Below are 25,094 nucleotides of genomic sequence, written 5' to 3' on the forward strand. Positions count from 1 at the left end.
TGGAGAAGTTATGACACATAAGGTTCAATTTATAAATAATCAGTGGCTTGCCGGTCAAGGTACTGACATGCAATCACTAAACCCTGCGATTAATGACGTTATCTGGCAAGGTCAAACCGCGACACCAGATCAGGTCAATGACGCTATTGCAAGCGCCAGACGCGCGTTTGAAACTTGGGGTTTTCTAAGTGTTGCAGAACGTCTTGAGTTAGTGACTCGTTTTGCGCAAGTGCTTACTGACAACAAAGAAGATATTGCAATCGCCATCGCCCAAGAAACAGGTAAACCATTATGGGAAACCCGTACTGAAGCTGGTGCTATGGTTGGTAAAATCAATATTTCGATTAAGGCCTATGAAGACCGCACAGGTACGGTTGAAAACCCAATGCCAGGTGCCAAAGCCTTTATTCGCCATAAGCCACATGGTGTGGTTGCAGTATTTGGTCCATATAATTTTCCTGGTCATTTGCCAAACGGTCATATCGTGCCAGCACTCATTGCTGGTAATACCGTGGTATTTAAACCGTCGGAATTAACGCCGATGGTTGCCGAATTGACCATGAAACTATGGCAACAAGCCGGTTTACCTGAAGGTGTTATTAACATGGTTCAAGGTGAAGTCGAAACCGGTAAAGCCTTGGCTTCACATCCGGGTATTGATGGTTTGTTTTTCACCGGTAGCTCAACCACAGGTAAGCTATTGCACGAACAATTTGCCGGTCAGCCCGGTAAAATATTAGCCCTAGAGATGGGTGGTAATAACCCACTTATCGTCAGTGATGTGGCCGATGTTGATGCTGCTGTTCATGATATTGTCCAGTCAGCATTTATTTCTACCGGTCAGCGTTGTACATGTGCTCGTCGCTTGTTTATTAAAAACAATGCCAATGGTGACGCCATCTTGAACAAACTAATTGCTGCGACAAAAGCGATTAAGATTGGTCATTACGATGATGCTGAACAACCGTTTATTGGCTCAATGATCAGTAGCCGTGCCGCGTCAGGTATGGTTGCAGCACAACAAAAAATCGTTGAACTTGGTGGTGAAGTGTTAGTTGAACTTAGCCAACCAAACGCCGACCAAGGTTTTGTCACGCCAGGTATTATTAATGTCAGCAATATCGACAAGCTGCCTGATGAAGAGCACTTTGGTCCTCTATTGAAAGTCTATCGCTACGATGACCTTGATCTTGCCATCAACGAAGCAAACAACACCAGTTTTGGTTTGTCTGCGGGCCTACTTAGTGACAGTGAAGCGACTTACCAGCACTTTTTCAAACGCATTCGTGCCGGTATTGTTAACTGGAACAAACCAATTACCGGTGCCAGCAGCGCCGCGCCATTTGGCGGTATTGGTGATAGTGGTAATCACAGAGCGAGCGCATACTATGCCGCTGACTACTGTGCATTCCCAGTAGCATCTGTTGAAGCTGAAAAAGTCAGTTTGCCTGAAAACTTAAGCCCAGGTTTAAGCATCTAATGCGACTGAGTTACCAGCTCCAAGTAGCTAGTATCAGACCCGGCTTTTTTAAAGCCGTCGATAACCTTTAATTTAACAGGCGAAGGGGCTCACCTTCGCCTGTTAATTTGTATTAACTCGCCTGAGCATCTTCGCCAAATTTGTTTTATTGCCTATATATATTTTGCCTATTTGGGGGAGACTATGAGCACCAACGTCAAACAATTATTCGAAAAAATTTGGAACCAATACGTCGAAGTGACACCATCAGCTGAACGCGTGCACGCGTTATTAGCCAATGGCAAAGAAGTCATTAATGACCATGTTGCCTACCGTACCTTTAACTTATCTAAGGTCAACTTAGACACTCTAGCTCACCATTTAATTGAGCTCGGTTATAAAGAATGCGGCGAATACCATTTCGAAGCAAAAAAGCTTTATGCCAAACATTTTGAACACGCAGATAGCACTTTACCTAAGGTGTTTATCAGTGAGTTATTAGTCGAGAAGTTATCACCTGAAGCACAAATCATTATTAATCGCATTGTTGCTGATATTGATCACAAGCTTATGGATGATGCCAACATCCTTTATGCCGGTCGTATTTGGGATATTAGTCACGACGAATATCAACTGTTAGCGAAAGAAAGCGAATATGCCGCTTGGTTATCGGCTTGGGGCTTTAGAGCCAATCATTTTACCGTCAGCATTAATCACTTAAACGACTTTAATTGTATAAAAGAAGTCAACCAAGCGATTAAAGATGGTGGCTTCCGCTTAAATAACGTTGGTGGTGAAATTAAAGGTGATGAAACGGTAATGCTTGAGCAATCATCGACTATGGCCGATAAAGCCCAGGTTCGCTTTAAAGAAGGTATGGTGGAAATCCCAAGCTGCTTTTATGAATTTGCTAAACGCTACCCTAAGTTAAATGGCCAAATTTACACGGGGTTTGTTGCCGCATCCGCTGACAAAATTTTTGAAAGCACCAACAACGGCAAATAACTAAGCTTTCTTTAAACAAGGGCTTAAATCTGTACTTATACAGGTATGACACGGTAAATAAAAAAGGCACCTTAAAGGTGCCTTTTTTATGTTTATCAGACATTGATGCCTATAGTTTTTCCAATACAGGTATTGGCTTTTTACCCAGTTGTAACACCATAACGGTGATCACTAAGGTCGCAAGCGCTGCTGCAATGGTCGACAATTGAATAGGTAAACCAAAGCCTAAAGTGGTTGAGCTTAATAAGAATGCAAACACCACTGTTGTCATAAACATTGCTGGTAGCGTACAGATCCAATGCAACTTCTGCTGTCTCAATAGATACGCTGCTGCAGTCCACAACATAAGCGCTGCCGTCGCCTGATTAGCAACACCGAAATAACGCCAGATAATACCGAAATCTATTTGCGTTAAAGCAGCACCAATGGCGAATAACGGTAGGGCTAGCAAAAGGCGTTTACTGATCTTTTGCTGTGGCATATCAAAAAATTCACTTAAAATCAGTCGTGCTGAACGAAACGCAGTATCGCCTGAGGTAATGGGTAGTACGATAACACCCAAAATAGCCATAAAACCACCAACAGCACCAAGCAAACCATTCGATACGTCATATACGACATTGGCAGGATTGCCGTTCATGGCACTGTTTAAGGCATCAACACCACCAAAGAAAGACAAGGCTAACGCACACCAAATAAGGGCAATAATACCTTCTCCGATCATCGCGCCGTAAAACACGAAACGACCATTTTGTTCGTTTTCGACGCAGCGAGCCATCAGCGGTGATTGTGTTGCATGAAAACCAGACACAGCGCCACAGGCGATAGTGATAAATAATGCTGGCCACAGTGGCATATCATTAGGGTTCAAATTGCTAAAGAAGTCAGCACTGGTAACACCCGGTAGCATCGAATAGTCTGATGAAAACACCAAGGCTAAAGTTAAACCGACGGACATAAACACCAACATGGCACCGAAGAACGGGTAAAAGCGGCCGATTAACTTGTCCACGGGCAGTAAAGTTGCAATGAGGTAATAAACAAAAATAATCGCTAAGAAGACAGCAACATCAACGCCGGTTAGTTTGTTTAACAAACCTGCTGGTGCTGAGATAAATACCACACCAACGAGCAGTAATAAGATCACGGCAAACACATTCATAAAGTGCTTGGCACCTTTGCCTAAATATTTACCAGCAAGGTTGGGTACCGACTGACCATCATTCCTAACGGAAATCATACCAGAAAAATAATCGTGAACAGCACCGGCAAAAATACAACCAATGACAATCCAAAGCATTGCCGCTGGACCATATAAGGCACCTAAAATTGGACCAAAAATTGGCCCCACACCGGCGATATTAAGTAATTGAATCAGATAAACTTTGGATTTCGACATTGGCACATAATCAACCCCATCGGTGTGGGTATGTGCTGGGGTTTGACGATTGCGATTGATACCGAATACTTTTTCTACAAAGCTACCGTAGATAAAATAACCGGCGATAAGCAAACCTACTGCGAGCAAAAAATAGAGCATAGTAAAATTACCAGTTGCCATTAACGCGCTGATAATATCTTTAATCGAATGTTAAATCTGTTATCCAATGTTATTTTTCAGGTGAATTTTGCACACTTTTTATACACAAACAATCGCATTTAGCGCCTTGGTTAATACAAATTAGTTAGGTAAAATAGCGCCGTTAAATAAATTAAGGATTCAACATGAAAGCACAAGTGAAATGGGTTGGCGACGAAATGTTTATGGGCACGTCAGAAAGTGGTCATAGCATGTTAATGGACGCCAATGGCGGTAACAATGCGGTTAGCCCATTAGAAAACGTTTTATTGTCTCTAGGTGGCTGTTCTTCAGTAGATGTGGTGAGCATTCTACAAAAAGCGCGTCAAAACGTTCGTGATTGTGTAGTTGAGATCGAAGCAAAACGTGCAGATTCTGTACCGCGCTTATTTACCGATATCCATCTACATTTTGTTATCACAGGAACCGATGTCGCTGAAAAGCATGTTGAGCGCGCGGTTGCGTTATCGGCAGACAAGTATTGTTCGGTGGCGTTAATGTTAAACAAAGCGGTTAACATCAGCCACGACTTTGCCATTGAGCAAGCGTCTTAATATTGGCGATTACCTAGCAGTCAGCACCCCGTTGACTGCTTCATTTATTCTCTTTTACGATTATCTTCAAGCGCAAAACTCGACGTCGATTGCCCACTAACCCGCTGCGATAACTGCCCTACAGTAGACTTTTTGCAAATCTACACCATACTCTAAGCAAGTAATCTATTGGTGAGAAAATGAACAACCTATTCTTAGTGGTTGGTGTTATATGTTTCTTATTTTCCTGGCGTTGGTCAGTGTTGCTGATTGAGCGCTGCATAATTGAATTGAGCACCAGTGCACCGGATAAAATAAAAGGTGGGGCTAAAGTATTTTTGCGCAGTCTCGCCGATTTAAATGCGCCATCTAGAGAAAATAAACTATTCCAATTAGGCAAAAAACCGAAACAACTCAGCGGTAAAGCCATTACCAGTGTAAAGAAAATTAAAAAGAATATTGTCAAAGGCCATTTTCATAGTATTCGAAATCGCACCAATACGGATCAGCACAAACTACTTAAAGCCTTATATAGTGCGGAACTGCCTTTCTCGCAAAAGCTCGCCTATTACTGCTGCTTTTTTTCAAGCACGATTATTGGTATTGGTGTGACGTTACTCGGCATAGGCGTACTGTTGACCATCAATGGTACCTATACAGAGTTCGCCCTATATTTGAGTATGTTGGGCTTTTTGGTGTTCCTGGGCTTTTATATTGCGCCATTGTCGGTGCTATTACTCGTCGTGTTCGCCTGGATAATGCCTTATATTATGATACCCATGTCTTGGTTAGTCAGAGTATTGAAGCTGCCAACCAAGAAAATCATGTTAATAACCGGTCTATTTTCGGTGACCTATAGCTTTTACGCCTAACGGCAGACTACTTATAGGTTTGCATCCAATCCATTTGCTGACTTGCGGCTTGCTTTTTTTCCATCAGCTGCTCGATAAGCGGCGTTAAAATAAGCTCCATTGCCAAACCCATCTTACCGCCTGGTACCACCAAGGTATTAATACGTGACATAAATGCGCCATCTATCATGCGCAAATAATAAGGAAAGTCGACGTTCTTATTTTCACGAAAGCGAATCACAACAAAACTTTCATCCGCGGTCGGTATTGCTTTTGCAGAAAACGGATTTGAGGTATCAACAGTCGGTACGCGTTGGAAGTTAATATGGGTACGCGAAAACTGCGGGGTGATAAAGCTAAAGTAGTCTTCCATAGAACGGACGATACTTTCGTTTACCGCTTCACGAGAATGGCCACGTTGATTGGTATCACGAACGATTTTTTGGATCCATTCCAAGTTAACAATCGGTACCAAGCCAATAAGTAGGTCTACGTGACGCGCAACGTCGTTCTGCTCAGTGACGACACCGCCATGTAGGCCTTCATAGAATAACAAGTCAGAATCAGCTCCTATCGGCTCCCAAGGTGTAAACGTACCTGGCATCTGGTTATATGGCACCGCCTCATCAAAGGTGTGTAAATAGCGACGTATGGTGCCCTCACCTTTTTCACCAAAATCCCTAAACAGATTTTCCAGCGCACTAAAGTCATTGGCGATATCACCAAAATAACTGACCGCACGACCGCCTTCTTTGGCTTTACGCTTTTCTAGCTCCATCTCTGGACGAGTAAAACGATGAAAGCTATCGCCTTCGACCATAGCAGGGTTAATGTCCAAACTACGGAACATATGAGCAAACGCTTCCGACGTGGTAGAAGTACCTGCGCCAGAAGAACCGGTTACAGCAATAATTGGATTACGTTCAGACATTAATGGGCTAATAGGTTATTAATACAATCTACTTTTATACGGGGTATTGGGTTTTAGGTCAAGTTAGCGGCCTCTAGCTGAGGTACGAAGTGCGAAGTGCGAAGTGTGAAGTCACTTCGGTTATTAAAGAGCTCCCATCCAACAACATGATGGGATGACGTATAAGGACATACGAATGCCAGCAGATTCATGGATGAATGTTTTATGGCGGTGACGGTGCTATTTTTCTAACACTGCGAAACAGAGAGTGAGAGAAAATGAATTTACTCTTAAAAATAAAAAAGGCACCCGAAGGTGCCTTTTTTAATATTTAAGCTTTCAATTAAGCTTCAGCTGAAGTCTCTTCTACTTCAACAGTTTCTTCAACTGCTGGTAGATCAACTAGCTGGATGTAAGCCATAGGAGCTTTATCACCAGTACGGAAACCGCATTTAAGAATGCGAGTGTAACCACCTGGACGTTCTTGGTAACGAGGACCAAGTTCGTTGAATAAAAGACCTACTACTTCTTGATCGCGTGTACGAGCAAACGCTAAACGACGGTTTGCAACGCTGTCAGTTTTTGCCAAAGTGATTAATGGCTCAACAACGCGACGTAGTTCTTTAGCTTTAGCAACGGTAGTTTTGATAGTACCGTGCTTAACTAGAGAGCTTGCCATATTGCGGAACATCGCCTGACGATGACTGCTATTACGGTTTAACTGGCGACCGCTTTTACGATGGCGCATAAGTTAATCCTTCTTCTCTATAAACTATTAATGTGATCGACTTAGTCGTTATCAGCAATGCTAGCTGGTGGCCAGTTTTCTAGGCGCATGCCTAGAGATAAGCCACGAGATGCTAGAACATCTTTGATTTCAGTTAAAGACTTCTTACCTAAGTTAGGTGTTTTAAGAAGCTCAACCTCTGCACGTTGTACTAAGTCACCAATATACTGAATCGCTTCTGCTTTTAGACAGTTAGCTGAACGAACTGTTAATTCTAGATCGTCAACTGGACGCAGAAGAATAGGATCAAACGCAGGTTTTTCTTCCTTAACTTCTTCTTCTTTAACGTCACGTAAGTCAACAAATGCATCTAGTTGCTCAGCAAGAATTGTTGATGCACGACGGATAGCTTCTTCAGGATCTAACGTACCGTTAGTTTCCATGTCGATAACTAGCTTATCCAAGTCAGTGCGTTGCTCAACACGTGCTGAATCAACATCATAAGCAATTCTATGAACAGGACTGAAAGAAGCGTCAACTAGCAAGCGGCCAATTGCGCGCTCTTCCTCTTCGGCGTTGCGACGAGTAGATGCTGGAACGTAACCACGACCCATTTCTACTTTAATGCGCATGCTGATAGAACCGTCACCAGTAAGAGTACAGATAACATGTTCTGGATTAGCGATAGTAACATCGCCATCGTGTTGGATATCAGCTGCCGTAACAGGGCCTTCACCCGACTTAGTTAAAGTTAAAACCGCTTCAGTTTTGCCTTCTAAACCTACCGCCAAACCTTTTAGATTCAACAAGATCTCGATGATGTCCTCTTGAACACCTTCTTTAGAGCTGTATTCATGCAATACACCGTCAATTTCTACTTCTGTCACTGCGCAACCAGGCATAGATGACAAAAGGATACGACGTAGTGCGTTACCTAAAGTATGACCAAAACCACGTTCAAGTGGTTCTAAAGTTACCTTAGCACGAGTGTCAGATACGTTTTCAATACCTACCAATTTCGGCTTAAGGAATTCGGTTACAGAACCCTGCATTATTGTCCTCTCTTAAAGTTCAGCTTTATTTCGAGTAAAGCTCGACAATCAACTGTTCGTTGATTTCGGCTGATAGGTCAGAACGGTCAGGTAGACGTTTAAACGTACCTTCCATTTTCTTACCATCAACTTCAACCCAGACTGGTTTCTCACGTTGATCAGCGATTTCAAGTGCAGCAACAATACGCGCTTGAGATTTCGCTTTTTCACGAATTGAGATCACATCGTCTGCTTTAACAGCGAAAGATGGAATGTTAACAACTTGACCGTTAACTACGATAGCTTTGTGGCTAACTAGTTGACGAGCTTCAGCGCGAGTTGACGCATAACCCATACGGTAAACAACGTTGTCTAAACGCTTTTCTAAAAGCTGTAACAAGTTTTCACCTGTGTTACCTTTTAGACGAGCAGCTTCTTTATAGTAATTACGGAACTGTTTCTCAAGAACACCGTAGATACGACGAACTTTTTGCTTCTCACGAAGCTGAACACCATAGTCAGATAAACGACCGCGACGCGCGCCGTGCTGACCAGGAATAGTTTCGATTTTACATTTAGTATCGATCGCGCGAACACCAGACTTAAGGAATAAGTCAGTACCTTCACGACGGCTAAGCTTAAGCTTAGGACCTAAATATCTTGCCATTTTCTTTCTCCAACTATCCTAATTAAACGCGACGTTTCTTAGGAGGACGACAACCATTATGAGGAATAGGTGTCACGTCAGTAATGTTGGTGATTTTAAAACCAGCAGCATTTAAAGCACGGATTGCAGATTCACGACCTGGACCCGGACCCTTAACGAACACTTCAATATTCTTCAAACCAAACTCTTGTGCTACTTTACCAGCACGATCAGCAGCAACCTGTGCAGCGAATGGAGTAGATTTACGTGAACCACGGAAACCTGAACCACCTGCAGTTGCCCAAGATAACGCATTACCTTGACGATCTGTAAGAGTTACGATTGTGTTGTTGAAAGAAGCATGGATATGAGCCATGCCATCAGCAACTTGTTTTTTCACGCGCTTACGAGCGCGAGTTGGTGTTTTAGCCATGTCTAATTACCTCGATCTACTTTTTAATCGGCTTACGAGGACCTTTACGAGTGCGCGCATTAGTTTTAGTGCGTTGCCCACGTAGAGGAAGACTGCGACGATGGCGTAAACCACGATAACAGCCAAGGTCCATCAGACGCTTGATGTTCATTGAAATTTCACGACGTAAATCACCTTCTACGGTAAATTTAGCCACTTCTGCGCGAAGCAAATCGATTTGAGCTTCGTCTAGTTCACTGATCTTAGTATCTTCAGCAATACCTGCGCCTGAACAAATTGCCTTTGCTCTTGTTGCGCCGATGCCGTAGATTGCAGTAATGGCGATTACTGCGTGCTTACGATCAGGGATGTTAATGCCAGCTATACGGGCCACTAACACATCTCCTATAAATTAGGGTTAAAAGAAAACCGGTTGAAAAGCCCGTAAGGATACTCAACCAGCAACATTTTTGCAATATAAAGTGTCACAAATTGCATTATATTACAACCTGTGACACTTGAATAAAAGATTAACCGAGAATTAACCTTGACGTTGTTTGTGTTTAGGGTCGGTCTTGCAAATTACACGAACGACACCAGCACGTTTAACAACTTTACAGTTACGGCAAATCTTTTTAACGGATGCACGAACTTTCATTTTATACTCCGTTGGTCTTATCGACCATAGCCTTTAAGATTGGCTTTCTTCAGTACGCTGTCATATTGATGAGACATCAAATGAGTTTGTACTTGCGCCATAAAGTCCATGATAACAACTACTATGATTAGTAGAGACGTTCCACCGAAGTAGAATTGTACGTCCATGAATATCATCATAAACTCAGGAACCAAACAAATTAAAGTAATGTATAGTGCACCTGCCAGAGTAAGGCGGGTCATTACTTTATCAATATACCTAGAGGTTTGCTCACCAGGGCGAATGCCTGGGATAAACGCACCAGATTTCTTCAAATTATCTGCTGTTTCACGCGGGTTGAAAACAAGAGCCGTGTAGAAAAAGCAGAAAAAGATTATTGCTGCAGCATATAGCATTACATACAAAGGTTGACCTGGAGACATCGCTAGAGAAATCTCTTGCAAGAAGTCAGCAACCGGGCCTGTACCTTGTCCGAACCAACTTGCGATGGTTCCAGGGAACAAGATAATACTTGAAGCAAAGATAGGTGGGATTACACCCGCCATATTTACTTTCAATGGTAAATGCGTGCTTTGTGCGGCAAACACCTTACGACCTTGTTGGCGTTTGGCGTAGTTTACCACAATGCGGCGTTGGCCGCGCTCTACAAATACCACAAACCAGGTTACAACAGCAACGATACCACCAATAAACAATAATGCTAGTGGGTGCAGTTCACCTTGACGCGCCATTTCAGCAGTTTGACCAACTGCAGATGGCATGCCTGCAACAATACCAGCGAAAATTAAGATTGAGATACCGTTACCAATACCGCGTTCAGTAATCTGTTCACCTAACCACATTAAGAACATGGTACCGGTTACTAGAGATACTACCGCAGTAAAGTAGAAACCAAATCCTGTGTTAACCACAAGACCAGGCATCATACCAGGTAAACTTTTCGCAATCGCAATTGACTGAACTGTTGCCAGAAGCAGTGTGCCGTAGCGAGTGTATTGACTGATCTTACGACGTCCAGCTTCACCCTCTTTTTTCAATTCCATCATGCTCGGTACGACGTGAGTCGAAATTTGCATGATAATCGAGGCTGAGATGTACGGCATAATACCAAGAGCCAATACAGAGGCTCGCTCAAGTGCACCACCAGAGAACATGTTAAACATTTCTACAATGGTGCCCTTTTGTTGATCAAACAACTGAGCTAGTACAGCGGCGTCAATACCAGGGATTGGTACAAATGAACCTAAACGGAACACGATAAGTGCGCCGAGTACGAACAACAATCTTTGCTTCAGCTCAGACAAACCGCCTGCGCCTTTATTTTCCATTCCTGGTGTAGCCATTTTAGTACTATTCCTCTACTGTACCACCGGCAGCTTCAATCGCTGCACGTGCACCTTTAGTTACTGCTAGGCCACGAACCGTAATCTTACGGTTAATCTCACCAGACAACATGATCTTTGCAGTTTCCATGTTGCGAGAGATGATGCCTGCTTCTTTTAGCGCGTGAATGTCAACAACATCTGCAGTCATAGTATTCAATTCGTGTAAACGTACTTCAGCGCGAACTAAAGACTTACGAGAAGTGAAACCAAACTTAGGCAAACGTTGCTTAAGTGGCATCTGACCACCTTCAAAACCTACGCGTATGCCACCGCCAGAACGAGACTTCTGACCTTTGTGACCACGACCACCGGTTTTACCTAGGCCAGAACCAATACCACGACCAACACGTTTCTTAGCTGATTTAGAACCAGGTGCAGGGGATAATGTGTTTAAATGCATTGTTTAGTCCTCCACCTTAATCATGTAATGAACTTTGTTGATCATACCACGTACTGATGGAGTATCTTCTAACTCTACAGTATGATTGATACGACGTAAACCTAAACCTTTCAAAGTCGCACGGTGCGTCGGAAGACGACCAATTGAGCTTTTAACTTGAGTTACTTTAACAGTCTTAGCCATTGTTCATTACCCCAGTATTTCAGTAACGTTTAGACCACGCTTAGCTGCAACAGACTCTGGCGATTTCATATTTGCCAGAGCGCCGATAGTAGCGCGAACAACGTTAATTGGGTTAGTAGAACCGTATGCTTTTGACAATACGTTCTGTACGCCCGCAACTTCTAGTACTGCACGCATCGCACCACCGGCGATGATACCTGTACCTTCAGCAGCAGGTTGCATGTAAACTTTAGAACCTGAGTGCTTACCTTTAACAGCATGCTGCAAGGTAGTACCTTTAAGGTCTACGTTTACGATATTACGGCGAGCCTTTTCCATTGCTTTTTGGATTGCAGCAGGAACTTCACGTGCCTTACCGTAACCAAAACCAACACGGCCGTTACCGTCACCAACGACAGTTAGTGCAGTGAAGCTGAAGATACGACCACCTTTAACCACTTTTGATACGCGGTTAACAGCGATTAGCTTTTCAGCGAATTCACTTTGTTGTGTGTTTTCTACATTAGCCATTATCTACTCCTAGAATTTAAGGCCAGCTTCACGAGCTGCTTCAGCTAGAGCTTCAACTCGACCGTGGTATAAGAAACCCGAACGATCGAAAGCAACTGATTCAATGCCTTTGGCAGCAGCGCGTTCTGCGATAGTTTTACCTACAGCAGCAGCGGCGTCTTTATTGCCAGTAGCTTTAACTTGCTCACGTACTTCTTTATCTAAAGTAGATGCAGAAGCAAGTACTTCAGATGTAGCACTGATTAGCTGAGCATAAATGTGACGAGGAGTACGGTGTACAACTAAGCGATTCGCACCCAACTCGCTGATTTTTGCGCGCGTGCGTTTTGCACGACGTAAACGAGATGTTTTCTTATCCATTGTATTACCCTACTTCTTCTTAGCTTCTTTACGACGAACAACTTCATCGCTATAACGAATACCTTTACCTTTATAAGGCTCTGGCTTACGGTAAGCGCGAATGTTCGCAGCAACTTGACCAATCACCTGCTTATCAGCACCCGTAAGTACGATTTCAGTTTGACTAGGAGTTTCACACTTAACACCTGCTGGGATAGCGTGCTCTACTGGGTGAGAGAAACCTAAAGATAGGTTTAAGTTCTGACCAGCAGCTTTTGCACGGTAACCAACACCGTTAAGAATAAGACGTTTTTCGAAGCCTTCGCTCACACCAACAACCATACTGTTGATTAGTGCACGAGCAGTACCGGCTTGCATCCAAGCAGCTTTGCTTTCTGTAGCTACACCAGTCTTGATTGAGTTTTCTTCTTGAGAAACTGCAACAAGAGCATTGATAGAGCGAGAAAGTTCGCCTTTAGGACCTTTAACTGTGATCTCTTGACCAGATAACGTAACAGTAACGCCAGCAGGTACAGCCACAGGTGCTTTTGCAACACGAGACATATTCTTGCTCCTTACGCTACGATACCGATGATCTCACCGCCTAAACCTGCATTACGTGCAGCGCGGTCAGTCATAAGACCTTTAGAAGTTGAAACAATCGCAATACCAAGACCAGCTAGAACTTGTGGAAGATCATTGCTGCCTTTGTATACACGAAGACCAGGACGTGAAACACGCTTGATCGTTTCGATAACTTCTTTACCTTCGAAGTACTTCAAAGTAACAGATAGTTCCGGCTTTTTGCCGTCCATTACGTTAAAGTCGTTAATGTAACCTTCTTCTTTAAGCAAGTTTGCAATAGCAACTTTCAGCTTTGAAGATGGCATAGTTACCGCAACCTTAGTTGCAGATTGACCGTTACGGATGCGTGTGAACATATCCGCGATAGGATCAGTCATCATAATCGCTTACTCCTTACCAACTTGCTTTCTTAAGACCAGGTACTTCACCACGCATGGTTGCTTCACGTAACTTGATACGGCTTAAGCCGAACTTACGTAAGTAACCGTGTGGACGACCAGTAACTGTACAACGGTTACGTTGACGGCTGCTGCTCGAGTCACGTGGTAGAGACTGAAGTTTCAATACTGCATCCCAACGCTCTTCGTCAGTAGACTCAGGGCTAGAGATGATATCTTTTAGTGCACGACGCTTTTCAGCGTACTGGGCAACTAATTTTGCACGTTTAGCTTCACGTGCTTTCATTGATGATTTAGCCATTACTCTACACCTTATTTCTTAAACGGGAAGTTAAAGGCAGTCAGCAAAGCACGACCTTCCGCATCGGAACCCGCAGTGGTAGTGATAGTGATATCCATACCGCGAATTTTATCTACTTTATCGTAGTCGATTTCAGGAAATATGATTTGCTCACGCACACCCATGCTGTAATTACCACGGCCGTCGAACGATTTAGGGTTCAAGCCACGGAAGTCACGGATACGAGGAACTGAAATTGAGATTAAGCGCTCAAAGAAGTCCCACATGCGCTCGCCGCGTAGAGTTACTTTTGCACCAATTGGGTAGCCTTCACGGATCTTAAAGCCAGCAACAGATTTGCGTGCTTTAGTCACTAGAGGCTTTTGACCCGAGATTGCAGCAAGATCACCAGTAGCGTTGTCTAGCACTTTCTTATCAGAAATAGCTTCACCAACACCCATGTTTAAAGTGATCTTCTCAATTCGAGGGACTTGCATGACACTTTTGTATCCGAACTCTTTGGTCAGTTCAGTAACAACGGTATCTTTGTAAAAATCATGCAGTTTCGCCATCGTTTACTCCAAATTAAACTAATTCGTTATTAGACTTGAAGAAACGAACTTTTTTGCCGTCTTCAACTCTAAAACCAACACGATCAGCCTTGCCAGTGGCAGGGTTTTTGATCGCAACGTTTGAAACGTCGATAGCAGCTTCTTTCTCAACGATACCACCGGCTTGCTGTAACTGAGGTACAGGCTTTTGGTGTTTCTTGATTAAGTTGATGCCTTCAACGAAAACTTTTCCTTCAGCTGTTAGAACTTTGGTGACTTTGCCACTTTTGCCCTTATCTTTACCAGCTAGGATTACTACCTCGTCATTTTGACGAATTTTAGAGGCCATTTTCAGACTCCTTAAAGTACTTCTGGTGCAAGTGATACGATCTTCATGAACTGTTCAGTTCGAAGTTCACGTGTCACCGGCCCGAAAATACGAGTACCAATTGGTTGTAAGTTGGTATTCAACATTACAGCCGCGTTACCATCGAAACGGATGGCTGAACCATCTGGACGACGAACGCCTTTTCTAGTGCGCACCACTACAGCGTTTAGTACATCACCTTTCTTCACTTTACCGCGAGGAATAGCTTCTTTTACAGAAACCTTAATGATGTCACCAATGCCAGCATAGCGACGGTGCGAGCCACCTAGAACCTTTATACACTGCACGCGTCGAGCGCCGCTGTTATCAGCAACGTCTAGCTGTGATTGCATTTGGATCATTTTATGTGCTCCGCTTATGTTAAAATTCAAGGCTAAAAAATCTAGCCCTTCACTGCCTTAAAATCCATACACTTAGAGTGAATGGGCGCGAGATTATAACACTACGACAGAAAAAGTGGTACTTTATTTAAACAAAAAGTTTATGGGTACTGTGAAAGTTAATAAGATGTTAATGGTGATGTAGGTTAACTGCTTGATTTTGATTAATTTTCATTCAAAAAAACGATTACAAACTGTTACTAAAATAAGGCTTTTATCAGCGCCAAATCGTTAACATATTGTTAATCCAGTTAGCTTAGATGTTAATGACGGGCGATATCCGGGTGAAACAGGCCTTTGAAAACACAAAAAAGGCTCATTTAGAGCCTTTTTTATCAATAAAAATAATTAAAAATTTATTATTTTTCGCTGGCAGCGACAATATTCTCTTGTCTCTTTGCCATTATGTGGCGTACAAAGTCATCATGCTTTATCGCTGGTGACCAATGATAGCCTTGCGCATAATCACAATTTAACGATACTAAGGTGTCTAATACGCTTTGGCTTTCGACCCCTTCTGCTACCAACTTAATATTTAAACGTTTGGCAATATCAGTAATGGCTTTAACAATGGCTAAGTCATCTTCGCTCTTGTCTAGGTCCATAATGTATTCGCGGTCAATTTTAATGGCATGAACGTTTAAACGTTTAATGTATGCCAAGTTTGAGTAACCTTTACCAAAGTCATCAATTGATAACTTCACACCAGAACGCTTTAATGACTGAATGTTACGGGTAAGCGCTTCACTTTGTTCAATCAATACGTTTTCGGTAATTTCAAGCTCAAGGAACTCCGGTAATAACCTGTATCGATTTAATAGCAACATAACTTGGTTGGAAAAATCTGGGGAATAGAATTGAATCGGTGACACGTTGACCGAGACACTATAATCGATAAAGCCCATTTCATGCCATTTGGCGCAATGTTTAATCGACGTCTCTAAAACAAAGTGGCCTAAACGATTAATTAAACCTGATTTCTCTGCCAAAGGTATAAATACCTCCGGGCTGATAAAGCCCTTCTCTTGGTGTTGCCAACGCAATAATGCTTCGGCGCCGATAATTTGATTTTGTTGGATATCGATTTTCGGTTGATAGTACAACTCTAACGCATCGGCCTTAATAGCTTTACGCAAGTCTTCCAACAGCGAGAAGTCTTCTTGAGCATCAACGATCATTTCATCATCTATCAAACTGATGCGATTACGGCCCAATTTCTTCGCCTGATACAGGGCAATATCGGCATACTTAAGTGCGGTATCAAAATCAGCGGCATGATCTGGGGCGATAGCAATACCGATAGAGCAGCTTACTGATAGCTCATAGTTTTTAATTTTTAACGCTTGATTTAACAATTCACCAAGGCGCTCACTTTGATTAATGACGTCGTCGTTATTGGAAAAATCATTAAGCAACACCAAAAACTCGTCTCCACCAAGACGATATACACTGCCATATCCGCCAATCATGCCAGCAATACGACGAGCAATTAGGATCAAAAACTCATCGCCTATTTGGTGCCCTAAAGAATCATTGATTGATTTAAAGTCATCTAAATCAATAAACAGCAAAGCGGTTTTACTGCCATTTTTATTGCCTGTTTCTACATATTGGTCGAATATTTTGCGCGCCATTACTCGGTTAGGTAAACCAGTCAAAGCATCCTGATACACTAATTTTTGCACTTCACGTTTTGATTTGTTTAACTCTTCGTTTTGATCGACTAAATCAGAAATCAGTTTTTTAATGCCCTGAGCCCCTATGAAAGTCGATATAAAGATGACCAGTAACAGCAAATTTATGATGGTTGCAGATTCTAAATTAATGGATGAATCGTAGTTCAGGTAAATCTCATTTACATTAACGTAGGCATTGGCGAATATCAGGCCGACAATAAACAAAAATATACCAGTGACTAGTTTGGTCGATGCCAAGACGGTGGCAAATATCAAGATCATTGGAAAGGCAAACATCACTTCATCGCGAATACCACCATAGCGCCACATTAAATATGTCGCCAAGATGGTGTGACAAAGAATCAATACCGTTGTCGCGACATTAATGTGATTATCTTTAAGCTTCCAATAGGCACCTGCGAGTATCAATAATACGGCGCTAAGTATGCCTGCTAATTCAAAACTGCCATTAAATAGCTGGATGATGATGGCGAGAAATAACGCCACCTCAGAAACGATAAATACCTGGAGAGCTTTTTCTTTACGGTATGATTTACCAAAATCTTCAATATTGTCGATATCGATATCGATCGAAGGGTTTACTTTTGAAAGCATTGTTTGCGGCTATTATTCTGATTATTGTCGAAACAGCGTAGCATAACAGGCTTTATGTGATCTAGCGTTGAACCTCGTTCATTAAAGCACTTATAGGTAAGCTACTGAATCATATGCAATTATTTTTCACTACCGGAGGTGACCTGATAATTTAGTGGAATTGCACGGTTTTGTTCAATGATTGGAACAAACTCGCGTTGCATATTAACCATCTTCGCAGCGCAGTTATTGGCAGGGCCGGTATTCTTAAAGCGGCGGTTTACTTCAATGAAACGGGTTCGGTGAGTATATAGTGTACCATAAAAGATATTATGTTCATTGATGATCACCTGATTCGGAAATTCCTCAACCTTAATGTTCTCAGGTAAAATCAGAATCAATGTATCGTCTAGCATGCCATTTTTACAAGATAGATAGTTGGTGACAACTTCTTGTTCTGGGAAATACAGTAAATCTTCTAGATTACTTAGACGCTCCCAAAGCGGCGCATAGTCAATGTAGCCATTTTGATTCAAATCGACAAAGCCTTGCTTTTTATATTCAAACTTATAGACGTAAGTTGCTTCGCGCGGGCTCGGATCATTGGTCAATTTTGACACCTCCCCTTTACTATCCCCCCAGGAAAGTAAATCAGCAAAATGTTGGACTTGCTGCTCAGGTGTTAATTGCCTATGTATTTGACGGGCATCGATGGCGTTATAACCATGATGTTCAAAATAAAACGTGCCTGATAAATCGCCCTGCTCTGAAATACGCCCAGTAAAACGCAATCTTTGGCCATTATCACGATGATGAGGCAACGGCGTATATTTGAAATCCTGTTTATAGTTGCTCACCAATACCGGTTTACTGGTTAAGTTTTTCGCCAATAATTCAAACGGCATGACATCATTGGTGCTATCAACAAATGTTTGCCACTCTGGTAAATAGGTAATGACATGATTAAAGGCCGACGCCACCGGTGTGTGTGGTAACGAATAAAAGTTGCCATCGTGAACCAGCGCCATATGACTGGTTATATTTTTCGCCTGCAGCAAATCCTCATACAAGCTCGCATGGTCTTTACAATCACCATAACCTGAATCAATTATTTCCGTCGTCGGGCGTGGAGTATATCCACCGAGTGTCAAACAGTTGTCGGCAACATAATCTATATTGTCTGACACCCAGTTATACAGTAACTTGGCTTGCAATTTTTTATCGCTCGTCTGTGCTGTTATGCGTTGTGCAAGGTCAATAACCTGCTTATCTAGAGAGGTCGGTTTTTGTAATTGCTGAGAAAACGCCGCAACGTACTTTTCATAGTTAATGAAGCTGCTGATCATAATACCGACTTCAGTATTACTATTGGCAATCGAGAAATCATTGCGCTCGCTTTCAAAAGGTGAGTAATTGCTGTAGTGAATATTAATTCGATGCGCGCCATTGATTTGCTCAGTGGTAGCATTAACATCGTTAAGCTGGGTGTAGTAATTCATATCACGAGGTAAGGTAACCGTCATATGAACATCTTTGTAGCCTACATTAGCGTAAAACTTTTGCTCTATTGCAAAGTGCTGATCAAATAGTGCAACTTTATCGGCTTGGCTCGTCCTTAAGTAGATGCCATCGCCAACTTCAAGCTGCTCAAAATCAAAGTTCACTTGCGTCTTTGCGGTAAGGATTGGCTTGTTAGATGACGGATTTTGCACCGGTGAAAACTGCACTTGTTCATCACGCAGATTTATCTGCTCACCAGTTTCCTTAATAATACGGGCATCAATCACCGCAAACTGTTGCACATCATTGAGATATTCTAGGGTATAGGAACGTAATTTTTTTACGCCTGACTCGGTTAACGCCTTTATAAAATATTCGTCGTTTTTAGTTATCCGATAATCTTCACCGATTTGATAATCAACATTATAAATCTCGTAGCGCGTATCGATATCCATAATGATATCCCTTTGCGGTATAACAATGTCTGCTCTGACAGGCACAGTTATGACCATCAGCGCAAGCAAAGAGATGTAAATAGATAGTTGTTTCGACAATTTCATATGAGTCCGTTCGGCACCAGTACATACTAACTGCTCTAGAGTAACCTATTTCTGTTGCCGCGCAAAACCACAGATTAAAGTTAATAAATGTGAGCGTCTGTGTTGATAGCGTCGTGATTAAATTTAGCGACTCAACATCATGCTAGATGAATACATGGATGTGCGGGGTGAATACTTAGATGTGCGGGGTGAATACATGGATGTATGAAATAAAAAATCTCCTGGAGAGATTTTTCTTTGCGAAGCTACCCTGCATCATGCAGGGTGAATACACGGATGTATGAAATAAAAAATCTCCTGGAGAGATTTTTCTTTGCGAAGCTACCCTGCATCATGCAGGGTGAATACACGGATGTATGAAACAAAAAGGGCTCCACTAGGGAGCCCTTTTTTATTCTTTAAGTACAATCGTGTGAGATTATGCTTTGCTTACTACATCAACCAAAGTCCAAGACTTTGATTTTGAAATAGGAGCACATTCACGGATTGTTACTACATCACCTTCGCTACATACGTTGGTTTCATCATGTGCTTTCAACTTAGTTGAACGGATCATGAATTTACCGTAGATAGGGTGCTTAACACGACGCTCGATCAGTACAGTGATAGACTTGTCCATTTTGTTACTGACAACGGTGCCTTGTAGAGTACGAATACTTTCGCTCATTATGAAGCCGCCTTCTGATTTAGGATTGTCTTAACACGTGCGATATCGCGACGTACGTTACGTAGTAAATGCGTTTGAGCTAGCTGACCAGTGCTTGCTTGCATGCGGTAGTTAAACTGTTCACGCAATAGACTTAGCAATTCAGTATTAAGCTCTTCAATGCTTTTATCTTTTAGTTCACTAGCTTTCATTACATTACCTTACGAGTTACGAAAGTTGTTTTGAAAGGAAGTTTAGCAGCTGCTAATGCAAATGCTTCACGTGCTAGCTCTTCGCTTACACCTTCCATTTCATAAAGAACGCGACCAGGTTGGATTTGACAAACCCAATACTCAACGCCACCTTTACCTTTACCCATACGAACCTCAAGAGGTTTTTTGGTAATTGGCTTATCAGGGAAAACTCGAATCCAAATTTTACCTTGACGTTTAACGTGACGAGTCATCGCACGACGAGCTGCTTCGATTTGACGAGCAGTCATACGACCACGCTCAACAGATTTCAAACCGAACGAACCGAAGTTTACAGTGCTACCAGTGTGAGCAAGACCACGGTTACGCAGTTTCATCTGCTTGCGGAATTTAGTACGTTTTGGTTGTAACATGAGTTATTTCCTTACTTACTGCTCTTGCCTTTGCCTTTTCTCTTCGGCTTAGCTGGTGCTTCTGCCTGTAGAGGCATACCACCGATAACTTCACCTTTGAAGATCCAGACTTTAACACCAATAACACCATAGGTAGTGTCAGCACGAGCGGTTGCGTAATCGATATCAGCACGCAAAGTGTGTAATGGTACACGACCTTCACGATACCACTCAGCACGTGCGATATCCGCACCACCAAGACGACCACTAACCTGTACTTTGATACCCTTGGCACCTAGACGCATAGCGTTCTGTACGGCACGCTTCATAGCACGACGGAACATAACACGACGCTCTAATTGGCTCGCGATGCTGTCAGCTACTAGTTGCGCATCCATTTCTGGCTTGCGAACTTCAGCGATGTTAATTTGCGCAGGAACACCAGCGATTAGAGAAACTTTCTTACGAAGTTTTTCTACGTCTTCGCCTTTCTTACCAATCACAACACCAGGACGTGCAGTGTGGATAGTAACGCGAATAGACTTAGCTGGACGCTCAATAACAATTTTCGATAATGATGCACGCTTTAACTCTTCAGTAAGGTAAGCACGAACTTCGTGATCACCTTTGATGTTAGCGGCATACTCTTTAGTATTTGCATACCAAGTAGACGCGAAAGGTTTCGTGATACCTAAGCGAATACCGGTAGGATGTACTTTCTGACCCATTCGAATATCTCCTAGCTATCAGATACAACCACAGTAATGTGGCTAGTACGCTTAAGGATACGATCCGCGCGACCTTTCGCACGAGGTTTAATACGCTTCATTGTTGGACCATCGTCAACCATGATGGTTTTAACGATTAGTTCATCAATGTCTGCACCTTCATTGTGTTCAGCGTTAGCGATTGCACTGTTAAGTACTTTCTTCACTAGATCTGCAGCAGACTTGTTGCTGTATTCTAGGATTTCAAGTGCTTTCTCAACGTGTAAACCGCGGATTTGGTCAACGACCAAACGAGCTTTTTGAGCTGAACCACGGGCAAATTTATGTTTAGCGATAGCTTCCATTTAATTTCCCCTTATCTTTTCTTCGCTTTCTTATCAGCAGCGTGGCCGCGATAAGTACGAGTAGGTGCAAATTCACCCAGTTTGTGACCAATCATTTCATCGGTAACGAAAACTGGAACGTGTTGACGGCCATTATGGACAGCAATGGTCAATCCGATCATATTAGGTATGATCATTGAGCGACGAGACCAAGTTTTAATAGGTTTCTTGTTCCCGCTTTCCAGAGCTTTCTCTACCTTCGTTAACAAGTGCAGGTCAATAAAAGGACCTTTCTTGAGAGAACGTGGCATGGTAATTCCTCTTTAATTAAAAATTAGTACTACTTAGTACGACGACGTACGATGAACTTGTCAGTACGCTTGTTCTTACGAGTCTTGTAGCCTTTAGTAGGTACGCCCCATGGAGATACAGGGTGACGACCACCAGAAGTACGACCTTCACCACCACCGTGTGGGTGATCTACCGGGTTCATAGCAACACCACGAACAGTTGGACGAACACCACGCCAGCGAGAAGCACCCGCTTTACCTAGTGAACGCAACATGTGTTCTGCGTTACCAATTTCACCTAGAGTCGCACGACACTCAGCTTCAATTTTACGCATTTCGCCAGAGCGAAGACGTAAAGTGACGTAAGCGCCATCTTTTGCTACTAACTGTGCGTAAGTACCAGCAGCACGAGCGATTTGTGCGCCTTTACCAGGCTTAAGCTCGATACCGTGAATAACAGAACCTAGTGGCACGTTACGTAGTGGCAAAGTGTTACCAGTTTTGATCGGCGCATCAGCACCAGATTGAACTGCATCACCAGCTTTAAGGCCCTTAGGAGCCAAGATGTAACGACGCTCACCGTCTGCGTATAGCACTAGTGCAATGTTAGCACTACGGTTTGGATCATATTCCAAACGCTCTACTTTTGCAGGGATGCCATCTTTAGTACGCTTAAAGTCGATTACACGATAGTGTTGCTTGTGACCACCACCAACGTGACGAACAGTAATGCGACCGGTATTGTTACGACCACCAGACTTAGAGTTTTTCTCTAATAGAGGTGCGTAAGGCTTACCTTTGTACAACTCAGGGTTAACCACTTTAACAACGTGGCGACGACCCGGAGAAGTAGGTTTACATTTAACAATAGCCATTACTAATTCTCCTATTGCTCAGCGCCAACGAAGTCGATGTCGCTGCCTTCTTTAAGAGTAACGTAAGCTTTTTTCCAATCGCTACGACGACCAACACGCATACCAGTGCGCTTGGTTTTACCCTTAACATTTAGAGTGCGAACACCAGATACTTCAACTTCGAAAAGTTGCTCAACGGCAGCTTTGATTTCTGCTTTAGTTGCATCAGTAGCTACTTTGAAAACAACAGTGTTGTTTGCTTCAGCAGCGACAGTTGCTTTTTCAGAAATGTTTGGTGCCAATAACACCTTCAACAAACGTTCTTCGTTTATCATGCTAACATCTCCTCAATTTGCTTAACTGCAGCTTCAGTAACCAAAACTTTCTCGAAGCCTACTAGGCTTACCGGATCAATTGCAGCTACGTCACGAACGTCAACTTTGTACAAGTTGCGAGCTGACAAGAATAGGTTTTCGTTAACTTCTTCAGTTACGATCAACACATCTTTAAGCTCAAGTTCTTTTAACTTAGCTACCAATTCTTTGGTCTTTGGCGTTTCTACCGAAAAATCTTTAACTACAACTAGACGTTCTTGACGTACTAGTTCAGAAAGGATGCTTTGAATCGCACCACGATACATTTTACGGTTAACTTTTTGGCTGTGATCTTGTGGACGTGCGGCGAATGTTACACCACCAGCGCGCCAGATTGGACCACGACTTGTACCAGCACGTGCACGGCCAGTACCTTTTTGACGCCATGGCTTTTTGCCACCGCCACTAACTTCAGAACGAGTCTTTTGCTTAACTGTACCTTGACGAGCACCTGCTGCATAAGCAACAACTACTTGGTGTACAAGAGCTTCGTTAAACTCACGTCCGAAGGTAGCTTCAGACACTTCAAGAGCGCCAGACGCGTCTTTTAATGCTAATTCCATCACTAATCTCCTGGACGTTATGCTTTAACAGCTGGTTTAACGATAACGTTGCCATTAACAGCACCTGGAAGGGCACCCTTAATAAGTAGCAAGTTACGTTCAGCGTCAACGCGAACTAGTTCAAGGTTCTGAGTAGTAACTTTCTCAGCACCCATGTGGCCAGACATTTTTTTGCCTTTAAATACTCGACCAGGTGTTTGACACTGACCGATTGAACCATTTGAACGGTGAGAGATAGAGTTACCGTGAGTAGCATCTTGCATGCGGAAATTCCAGCGCTTGATACCACCTTGGAAACCTTTACCTTTTGAAGTACCAGTAACGTCAACAAGTTTTGTTTCGTTTAATACTTCAACAGTTAACTCACTGCCTGCTTCGAAATCTTGACCGTCAACTAGACGGAATTCCCACAAACCACGACCAGCTTCAACGCCGGCTTTAGCGAAGTGACCCGCCATAGGCTTGTTTACACGGTTAGCTTTCTTAGCACCAGTGGTAACTTGAATAGCGCGATAACCATCGTTTTCAAGAGTTTTAACTTGAGCAACGCGGTTCGCTTCAACTTCTACGACTGTAACTGGAATTGAAACGCCATCTTCAGTGAAGACACGAGTCATACCAACTTTACGTCCGACTAAACCAATAGTCATAGTTGTAATCCCCTTATTAACCCAAGCTGATTTGAACGTCTACGCCAGCTGCAAGATCAAGACGCATAAGAGCATCTACAGTCTTCTCAGTTGGTTCAACGATATCAATCATACGCTTGTGAGTACGGATTTCGTACTGATCACGAGCGTCTTTGTTTACGTGTGGAGAAATCAAAACTGTGAAACGCTCTTTGCGAGTAGGAAGTGGAATAGGACCACGAACCTGAGCACCAGTGCGCTTAGCAGTATCTACGATTTCAGCGGTTGATTGATCAATCAATCGATGATCGAACGCTTTCAAACGAATGCGAATTCTTTGATTTGACATGTAATCAAATCCCCAATATTAAAAAAAGAACGAACAAAGTACGACTCATCTCCATCTTATTGAGATGGGGAGCGTACCGCTTATTTTTCATTCGACTCCAAATCGGAGTCGCTGTTGGCCTTGCTAAAACCCGTATAAATACTGGCTTGCGAGGCAAAACTCCTTAACCAATTTGGCTAAGGTCGGCGTATTAT

General features: G+C 42.8%; 36 protein-coding genes. 4 read left to right on the forward strand and 32 right to left on the reverse strand.

The annotated features are described in order from the left end of the window. Positions 1-10: 10 nt before the first annotated feature. Together astD and E2K93_RS05770 are read left to right on the forward strand one after the other, a co-directional pair. On the forward strand, positions 11-1,480 hold the full coding sequence (gene astD / locus E2K93_RS05765) for a succinylglutamate-semialdehyde dehydrogenase (RefSeq protein ID WP_135438182.1): 1,470 nt from the start codon (positions 11-13) through the stop codon (positions 1,478-1,480). 183 nt (positions 1,481-1,663) lie between these two features. Beyond that, the gene (locus E2K93_RS05770; RefSeq protein ID WP_135438183.1) at positions 1,664-2,464 is read left to right on the forward strand and encodes a DUF1338 domain-containing protein; all 801 of its coding nucleotides are present in this window, start codon (positions 1,664-1,666) and stop codon (positions 2,462-2,464) included. 109 nt (positions 2,465-2,573) lie between these two features. Here E2K93_RS05770 and E2K93_RS05775 read toward each other — a convergent pair whose 3' ends face one another. After that, on the reverse strand, positions 2,574-4,004 hold the full coding sequence (locus tag E2K93_RS05775; protein ID WP_135440417.1) for a carbon starvation protein A: 1,431 nt from the start codon (positions 4,002-4,004) through the stop codon (positions 2,574-2,576). A 185-nt stretch (positions 4,005-4,189) separates the two neighbouring features. Here E2K93_RS05775 and E2K93_RS05780 point away from each other — a divergent pair, with 185 nt between their 5' ends. Both E2K93_RS05780 and E2K93_RS05785 read left to right on the forward strand, forming a co-directional pair. Next, positions 4,190-4,597 (forward strand): OsmC family protein, encoded by a 408-nt coding sequence (locus E2K93_RS05780; protein WP_135438184.1) that lies wholly within the window; start codon positions 4,190-4,192, stop codon positions 4,595-4,597. A gap of 179 nt (positions 4,598-4,776) precedes the next feature. Beyond that, positions 4,777-5,448 carry a hypothetical protein gene (locus E2K93_RS05785; RefSeq protein WP_135438185.1) on the forward strand — a complete coding sequence of 224 codons (672 nt, stop codon included), beginning with the start codon at positions 4,777-4,779 and terminating at the stop codon, positions 5,446-5,448. Positions 5,449-5,455: 7 nt separating this feature from the next. Here E2K93_RS05785 and E2K93_RS05790 read toward each other — a convergent pair whose 3' ends face one another. From E2K93_RS05790 to rpsJ, 31 genes are all read right to left on the reverse strand, one after another. Beyond that, positions 5,456-6,358 (reverse strand): phosphoribulokinase, encoded by a 903-nt coding sequence (locus E2K93_RS05790; protein ID WP_135438186.1) that lies wholly within the window; start codon positions 6,356-6,358, stop codon positions 5,456-5,458. A gap of 322 nt (positions 6,359-6,680) precedes the next feature. Further along, positions 6,681-7,085, reverse strand: a complete 405-nt coding sequence (gene rplQ / locus E2K93_RS05795; protein WP_135438187.1) for a 50S ribosomal protein L17 — start codon at positions 7,083-7,085, stop codon at positions 6,681-6,683. A gap of 41 nt (positions 7,086-7,126) precedes the next feature. Beyond that, the gene (locus tag E2K93_RS05800; protein WP_135438188.1) at positions 7,127-8,116 is read right to left on the reverse strand and encodes a DNA-directed RNA polymerase subunit alpha; all 990 of its coding nucleotides are present in this window, start codon (positions 8,114-8,116) and stop codon (positions 7,127-7,129) included. Between the two features lie 25 nt (positions 8,117-8,141). Then, positions 8,142-8,762, reverse strand: coding sequence for a 30S ribosomal protein S4 (gene rpsD / locus E2K93_RS05805; protein ID WP_135438189.1), 621 nt, complete (start codon positions 8,760-8,762; stop codon positions 8,142-8,144). Between the two features lie 22 nt (positions 8,763-8,784). Further along, positions 8,785-9,174 (reverse strand): 30S ribosomal protein S11, encoded by a 390-nt coding sequence (gene rpsK, locus E2K93_RS05810; RefSeq protein ID WP_135438190.1) that lies wholly within the window; start codon positions 9,172-9,174, stop codon positions 8,785-8,787. 16 nt (positions 9,175-9,190) lie between these two features. Further along, on the reverse strand, positions 9,191-9,547 hold the full coding sequence (rpsM, locus tag E2K93_RS05815; RefSeq protein ID WP_135438191.1) for a 30S ribosomal protein S13: 357 nt from the start codon (positions 9,545-9,547) through the stop codon (positions 9,191-9,193). A 147-nt stretch (positions 9,548-9,694) separates the two neighbouring features. After that, a complete protein-coding gene (gene rpmJ / locus E2K93_RS05820; protein WP_074496180.1) occupies positions 9,695-9,811 on the reverse strand; it encodes a 50S ribosomal protein L36 in 117 nt (38 codons plus the stop codon). Positions 9,812-9,828: 17 nt separating this feature from the next. Further along, the gene (gene secY / locus E2K93_RS05825; protein WP_135438192.1) at positions 9,829-11,154 is read right to left on the reverse strand and encodes a preprotein translocase subunit SecY; all 1,326 of its coding nucleotides are present in this window, start codon (positions 11,152-11,154) and stop codon (positions 9,829-9,831) included. Between the two features lie 7 nt (positions 11,155-11,161). Then, positions 11,162-11,596, reverse strand: coding sequence for a 50S ribosomal protein L15 (gene rplO / locus E2K93_RS05830; protein ID WP_135438193.1), 435 nt, complete (start codon positions 11,594-11,596; stop codon positions 11,162-11,164). A 3-nt stretch (positions 11,597-11,599) separates the two neighbouring features. Further along, positions 11,600-11,779: a 50S ribosomal protein L30 gene (gene rpmD, locus E2K93_RS05835; protein ID WP_135438194.1), complete on the reverse strand. Its 180-nt coding sequence runs from the start codon at positions 11,777-11,779 to the stop codon at positions 11,600-11,602. A 6-nt stretch (positions 11,780-11,785) separates the two neighbouring features. Beyond that, positions 11,786-12,289, reverse strand: a complete 504-nt coding sequence (gene rpsE / locus E2K93_RS05840) for a 30S ribosomal protein S5 (protein ID WP_135438195.1) — start codon at positions 12,287-12,289, stop codon at positions 11,786-11,788. A gap of 9 nt (positions 12,290-12,298) precedes the next feature. Then, positions 12,299-12,649, reverse strand: a complete 351-nt coding sequence (rplR, locus tag E2K93_RS05845; RefSeq protein ID WP_135438196.1) for a 50S ribosomal protein L18 — start codon at positions 12,647-12,649, stop codon at positions 12,299-12,301. A 9-nt stretch (positions 12,650-12,658) separates the two neighbouring features. Next, complete coding sequence (rplF, locus tag E2K93_RS05850) at positions 12,659-13,192, reverse strand: 50S ribosomal protein L6 (RefSeq protein ID WP_135438197.1); 534 nt, start codon at positions 13,190-13,192, stop codon at positions 12,659-12,661. Positions 13,193-13,203: 11 nt separating this feature from the next. After that, positions 13,204-13,596 carry a 30S ribosomal protein S8 gene (gene rpsH / locus E2K93_RS05855; RefSeq protein ID WP_135438198.1) on the reverse strand — a complete coding sequence of 131 codons (393 nt, stop codon included), beginning with the start codon at positions 13,594-13,596 and terminating at the stop codon, positions 13,204-13,206. A 10-nt stretch (positions 13,597-13,606) separates the two neighbouring features. Beyond that, positions 13,607-13,912 carry a 30S ribosomal protein S14 gene (gene rpsN, locus E2K93_RS05860; RefSeq protein WP_135438199.1) on the reverse strand — a complete coding sequence of 102 codons (306 nt, stop codon included), beginning with the start codon at positions 13,910-13,912 and terminating at the stop codon, positions 13,607-13,609. Between the two features lie 11 nt (positions 13,913-13,923). Then, positions 13,924-14,463 (reverse strand): 50S ribosomal protein L5, encoded by a 540-nt coding sequence (gene rplE / locus E2K93_RS05865; protein ID WP_135438200.1) that lies wholly within the window; start codon positions 14,461-14,463, stop codon positions 13,924-13,926. 13 nt (positions 14,464-14,476) lie between these two features. Further along, positions 14,477-14,791 carry a 50S ribosomal protein L24 gene (gene rplX, locus E2K93_RS05870; protein ID WP_135438201.1) on the reverse strand — a complete coding sequence of 105 codons (315 nt, stop codon included), beginning with the start codon at positions 14,789-14,791 and terminating at the stop codon, positions 14,477-14,479. 11 nt (positions 14,792-14,802) lie between these two features. Further along, positions 14,803-15,171: a 50S ribosomal protein L14 gene (rplN, locus tag E2K93_RS05875; RefSeq protein ID WP_135438202.1), complete on the reverse strand. Its 369-nt coding sequence runs from the start codon at positions 15,169-15,171 to the stop codon at positions 14,803-14,805. 398 nt (positions 15,172-15,569) lie between these two features. After that, entirely contained in the window at positions 15,570-17,501 is a 1,932-nt protein-coding gene (locus tag E2K93_RS05880) for a putative bifunctional diguanylate cyclase/phosphodiesterase (protein WP_135438203.1), read from the reverse strand. 119 nt (positions 17,502-17,620) lie between these two features. Next, a complete protein-coding gene (locus E2K93_RS05885; protein WP_135438204.1) occupies positions 17,621-19,540 on the reverse strand; it encodes a DUF3857 domain-containing transglutaminase family protein in 1,920 nt (639 codons plus the stop codon). A gap of 418 nt (positions 19,541-19,958) precedes the next feature. Continuing rightward, positions 19,959-20,207 (reverse strand): 30S ribosomal protein S17, encoded by a 249-nt coding sequence (gene rpsQ / locus E2K93_RS05890; RefSeq protein ID WP_135438205.1) that lies wholly within the window; start codon positions 20,205-20,207, stop codon positions 19,959-19,961. After that, the gene (rpmC, locus tag E2K93_RS05895) at positions 20,207-20,398 is read right to left on the reverse strand and encodes a 50S ribosomal protein L29 (RefSeq protein ID WP_135438206.1); all 192 of its coding nucleotides are present in this window, start codon (positions 20,396-20,398) and stop codon (positions 20,207-20,209) included. Before rpmC ends, rpsQ begins: the two co-directional genes overlap by 1 nt. Continuing rightward, positions 20,398-20,811: a 50S ribosomal protein L16 gene (gene rplP / locus E2K93_RS05900; protein WP_135438207.1), complete on the reverse strand. Its 414-nt coding sequence runs from the start codon at positions 20,809-20,811 to the stop codon at positions 20,398-20,400. The genes rpmC and rplP overlap by 1 nt, the downstream gene beginning before the upstream one ends. Positions 20,812-20,822: 11 nt before the next feature. Next, entirely contained in the window at positions 20,823-21,518 is a 696-nt protein-coding gene (gene rpsC / locus E2K93_RS05905) for a 30S ribosomal protein S3 (protein ID WP_135438208.1), read from the reverse strand. An 11-nt stretch (positions 21,519-21,529) separates the two neighbouring features. Next, positions 21,530-21,862: a 50S ribosomal protein L22 gene (rplV, locus tag E2K93_RS05910; protein WP_135438209.1), complete on the reverse strand. Its 333-nt coding sequence runs from the start codon at positions 21,860-21,862 to the stop codon at positions 21,530-21,532. A gap of 11 nt (positions 21,863-21,873) precedes the next feature. Further along, positions 21,874-22,152: a 30S ribosomal protein S19 gene (gene rpsS / locus E2K93_RS05915; protein WP_135438210.1), complete on the reverse strand. Its 279-nt coding sequence runs from the start codon at positions 22,150-22,152 to the stop codon at positions 21,874-21,876. 29 nt (positions 22,153-22,181) lie between these two features. Continuing rightward, a complete protein-coding gene (gene rplB / locus E2K93_RS05920) occupies positions 22,182-23,006 on the reverse strand; it encodes a 50S ribosomal protein L2 (protein ID WP_135438211.1) in 825 nt (274 codons plus the stop codon). 11 nt (positions 23,007-23,017) lie between these two features. After that, positions 23,018-23,320, reverse strand: a complete 303-nt coding sequence (gene rplW, locus E2K93_RS05925) for a 50S ribosomal protein L23 (RefSeq protein WP_135438212.1) — start codon at positions 23,318-23,320, stop codon at positions 23,018-23,020. Beyond that, positions 23,317-23,922, reverse strand: coding sequence for a 50S ribosomal protein L4 (gene rplD, locus E2K93_RS05930; protein WP_135438213.1), 606 nt, complete (start codon positions 23,920-23,922; stop codon positions 23,317-23,319). Before rplD ends, rplW begins: the two co-directional genes overlap by 4 nt. Before the next feature lie 17 nt (positions 23,923-23,939). Continuing rightward, on the reverse strand, positions 23,940-24,572 hold the full coding sequence (gene rplC, locus E2K93_RS05935) for a 50S ribosomal protein L3 (RefSeq protein ID WP_135438214.1): 633 nt from the start codon (positions 24,570-24,572) through the stop codon (positions 23,940-23,942). Between the two features lie 16 nt (positions 24,573-24,588). After that, entirely contained in the window at positions 24,589-24,900 is a 312-nt protein-coding gene (gene rpsJ, locus E2K93_RS05940) for a 30S ribosomal protein S10 (RefSeq protein ID WP_044833274.1), read from the reverse strand. Between the last annotated feature and the right edge of the window lie 194 nt (positions 24,901-25,094).

It is taken from the genome of Thalassotalea sp. HSM 43 (genome assembly GCF_004752005.1).
GTDB lineage: Bacteria > Pseudomonadota > Gammaproteobacteria > Enterobacterales > Alteromonadaceae > Thalassotalea_A.

Coding starts and splice junctions, on each gene's coding strand:
- astD (WP_135438182.1), top strand. CDS start 11: ATGACACATAAGGTTCAATTTATAAATAATCAGTGGCTTGCCGGTCAA.
- E2K93_RS05770 (WP_135438183.1), top strand. CDS start 1,664: ATGAGCACCAACGTCAAACAATTATTCGAAAAAATTTGGAACCAATAC.
- E2K93_RS05775 (WP_135440417.1), bottom strand. CDS start 4,004: ATGCTCTATTTTTTGCTCGCAGTAGGTTTGCTTATCGCCGGTTATTTT.
- E2K93_RS05780 (WP_135438184.1), top strand. CDS start 4,190: ATGAAAGCACAAGTGAAATGGGTTGGCGACGAAATGTTTATGGGCACG.
- E2K93_RS05785 (WP_135438185.1), top strand. CDS start 4,777: ATGAACAACCTATTCTTAGTGGTTGGTGTTATATGTTTCTTATTTTCC.
- E2K93_RS05790 (WP_135438186.1), bottom strand. CDS start 6,358: ATGTCTGAACGTAATCCAATTATTGCTGTAACCGGTTCTTCTGGCGCA.
- rplQ (WP_135438187.1), bottom strand. CDS start 7,085: ATGCGCCATCGTAAAAGCGGTCGCCAGTTAAACCGTAATAGCAGTCAT.
- E2K93_RS05800 (WP_135438188.1), bottom strand. CDS start 8,116: ATGCAGGGTTCTGTAACCGAATTCCTTAAGCCGAAATTGGTAGGTATT.
- rpsD (WP_135438189.1), bottom strand. CDS start 8,762: ATGGCAAGATATTTAGGTCCTAAGCTTAAGCTTAGCCGTCGTGAAGGT.
- rpsK (WP_135438190.1), bottom strand. CDS start 9,174: ATGGCTAAAACACCAACTCGCGCTCGTAAGCGCGTGAAAAAACAAGTT.
- rpmJ (WP_074496180.1), bottom strand. CDS start 9,811: ATGAAAGTTCGTGCATCCGTTAAAAAGATTTGCCGTAACTGTAAAGTT.
- secY (WP_135438192.1), bottom strand. CDS start 11,154: ATGGCTACACCAGGAATGGAAAATAAAGGCGCAGGCGGTTTGTCTGAG.
- rplO (WP_135438193.1), bottom strand. CDS start 11,596: ATGCATTTAAACACATTATCCCCTGCACCTGGTTCTAAATCAGCTAAG.
- rpmD (WP_135438194.1), bottom strand. CDS start 11,779: ATGGCTAAGACTGTTAAAGTAACTCAAGTTAAAAGCTCAATTGGTCGT.
- rpsE (WP_135438195.1), bottom strand. CDS start 12,289: ATGGCTAATGTAGAAAACACACAACAAAGTGAATTCGCTGAAAAGCTA.
- rplR (WP_135438196.1), bottom strand. CDS start 12,649: ATGGATAAGAAAACATCTCGTTTACGTCGTGCAAAACGCACGCGCGCA.
- rplF (WP_135438197.1), bottom strand. CDS start 13,192: ATGTCTCGTGTTGCAAAAGCACCTGTGGCTGTACCTGCTGGCGTTACT.
- rpsN (WP_135438199.1), bottom strand. CDS start 13,912: ATGGCTAAATCATCAATGAAAGCACGTGAAGCTAAACGTGCAAAATTA.
- rplE (WP_135438200.1), bottom strand. CDS start 14,463: ATGGCGAAACTGCATGATTTTTACAAAGATACCGTTGTTACTGAACTG.
- rplX (WP_135438201.1), bottom strand. CDS start 14,791: ATGGCCTCTAAAATTCGTCAAAATGACGAGGTAGTAATCCTAGCTGGT.
- rplN (WP_135438202.1), bottom strand. CDS start 15,171: ATGATCCAAATGCAATCACAGCTAGACGTTGCTGATAACAGCGGCGCT.
- E2K93_RS05880 (WP_135438203.1), bottom strand. CDS start 17,501: ATGCTTTCAAAAGTAAACCCTTCGATCGATATCGATATCGACAATATT.
- E2K93_RS05885 (WP_135438204.1), bottom strand. CDS start 19,540: ATGAAATTGTCGAAACAACTATCTATTTACATCTCTTTGCTTGCGCTG.
- rpsQ (WP_135438205.1), bottom strand. CDS start 20,207: ATGAGCGAAAGTATTCGTACTCTACAAGGCACCGTTGTCAGTAACAAA.
- rpmC (WP_135438206.1), bottom strand. CDS start 20,398: ATGAAAGCTAGTGAACTAAAAGATAAAAGCATTGAAGAGCTTAATACT.
- rplP (WP_135438207.1), bottom strand. CDS start 20,811: ATGTTACAACCAAAACGTACTAAATTCCGCAAGCAGATGAAACTGCGT.
- rpsC (WP_135438208.1), bottom strand. CDS start 21,518: ATGGGTCAGAAAGTACATCCTACCGGTATTCGCTTAGGTATCACGAAA.
- rplV (WP_135438209.1), bottom strand. CDS start 21,862: ATGGAAGCTATCGCTAAACATAAATTTGCCCGTGGTTCAGCTCAAAAA.
- rpsS (WP_135438210.1), bottom strand. CDS start 22,152: ATGCCACGTTCTCTCAAGAAAGGTCCTTTTATTGACCTGCACTTGTTA.
- rplB (WP_135438211.1), bottom strand. CDS start 23,006: ATGGCTATTGTTAAATGTAAACCTACTTCTCCGGGTCGTCGCCACGTT.
- rplW (WP_135438212.1), bottom strand. CDS start 23,320: ATGATAAACGAAGAACGTTTGTTGAAGGTGTTATTGGCACCAAACATT.
- rplD (WP_135438213.1), bottom strand. CDS start 23,922: ATGGAATTAGCATTAAAAGACGCGTCTGGCGCTCTTGAAGTGTCTGAA.
- rplC (WP_135438214.1), bottom strand. CDS start 24,572: ATGACTATTGGTTTAGTCGGACGTAAAGTTGGTATGACTCGTGTCTTC.
- rpsJ (WP_044833274.1), bottom strand. CDS start 24,900: ATGTCAAATCAAAGAATTCGCATTCGTTTGAAAGCGTTCGATCATCGA.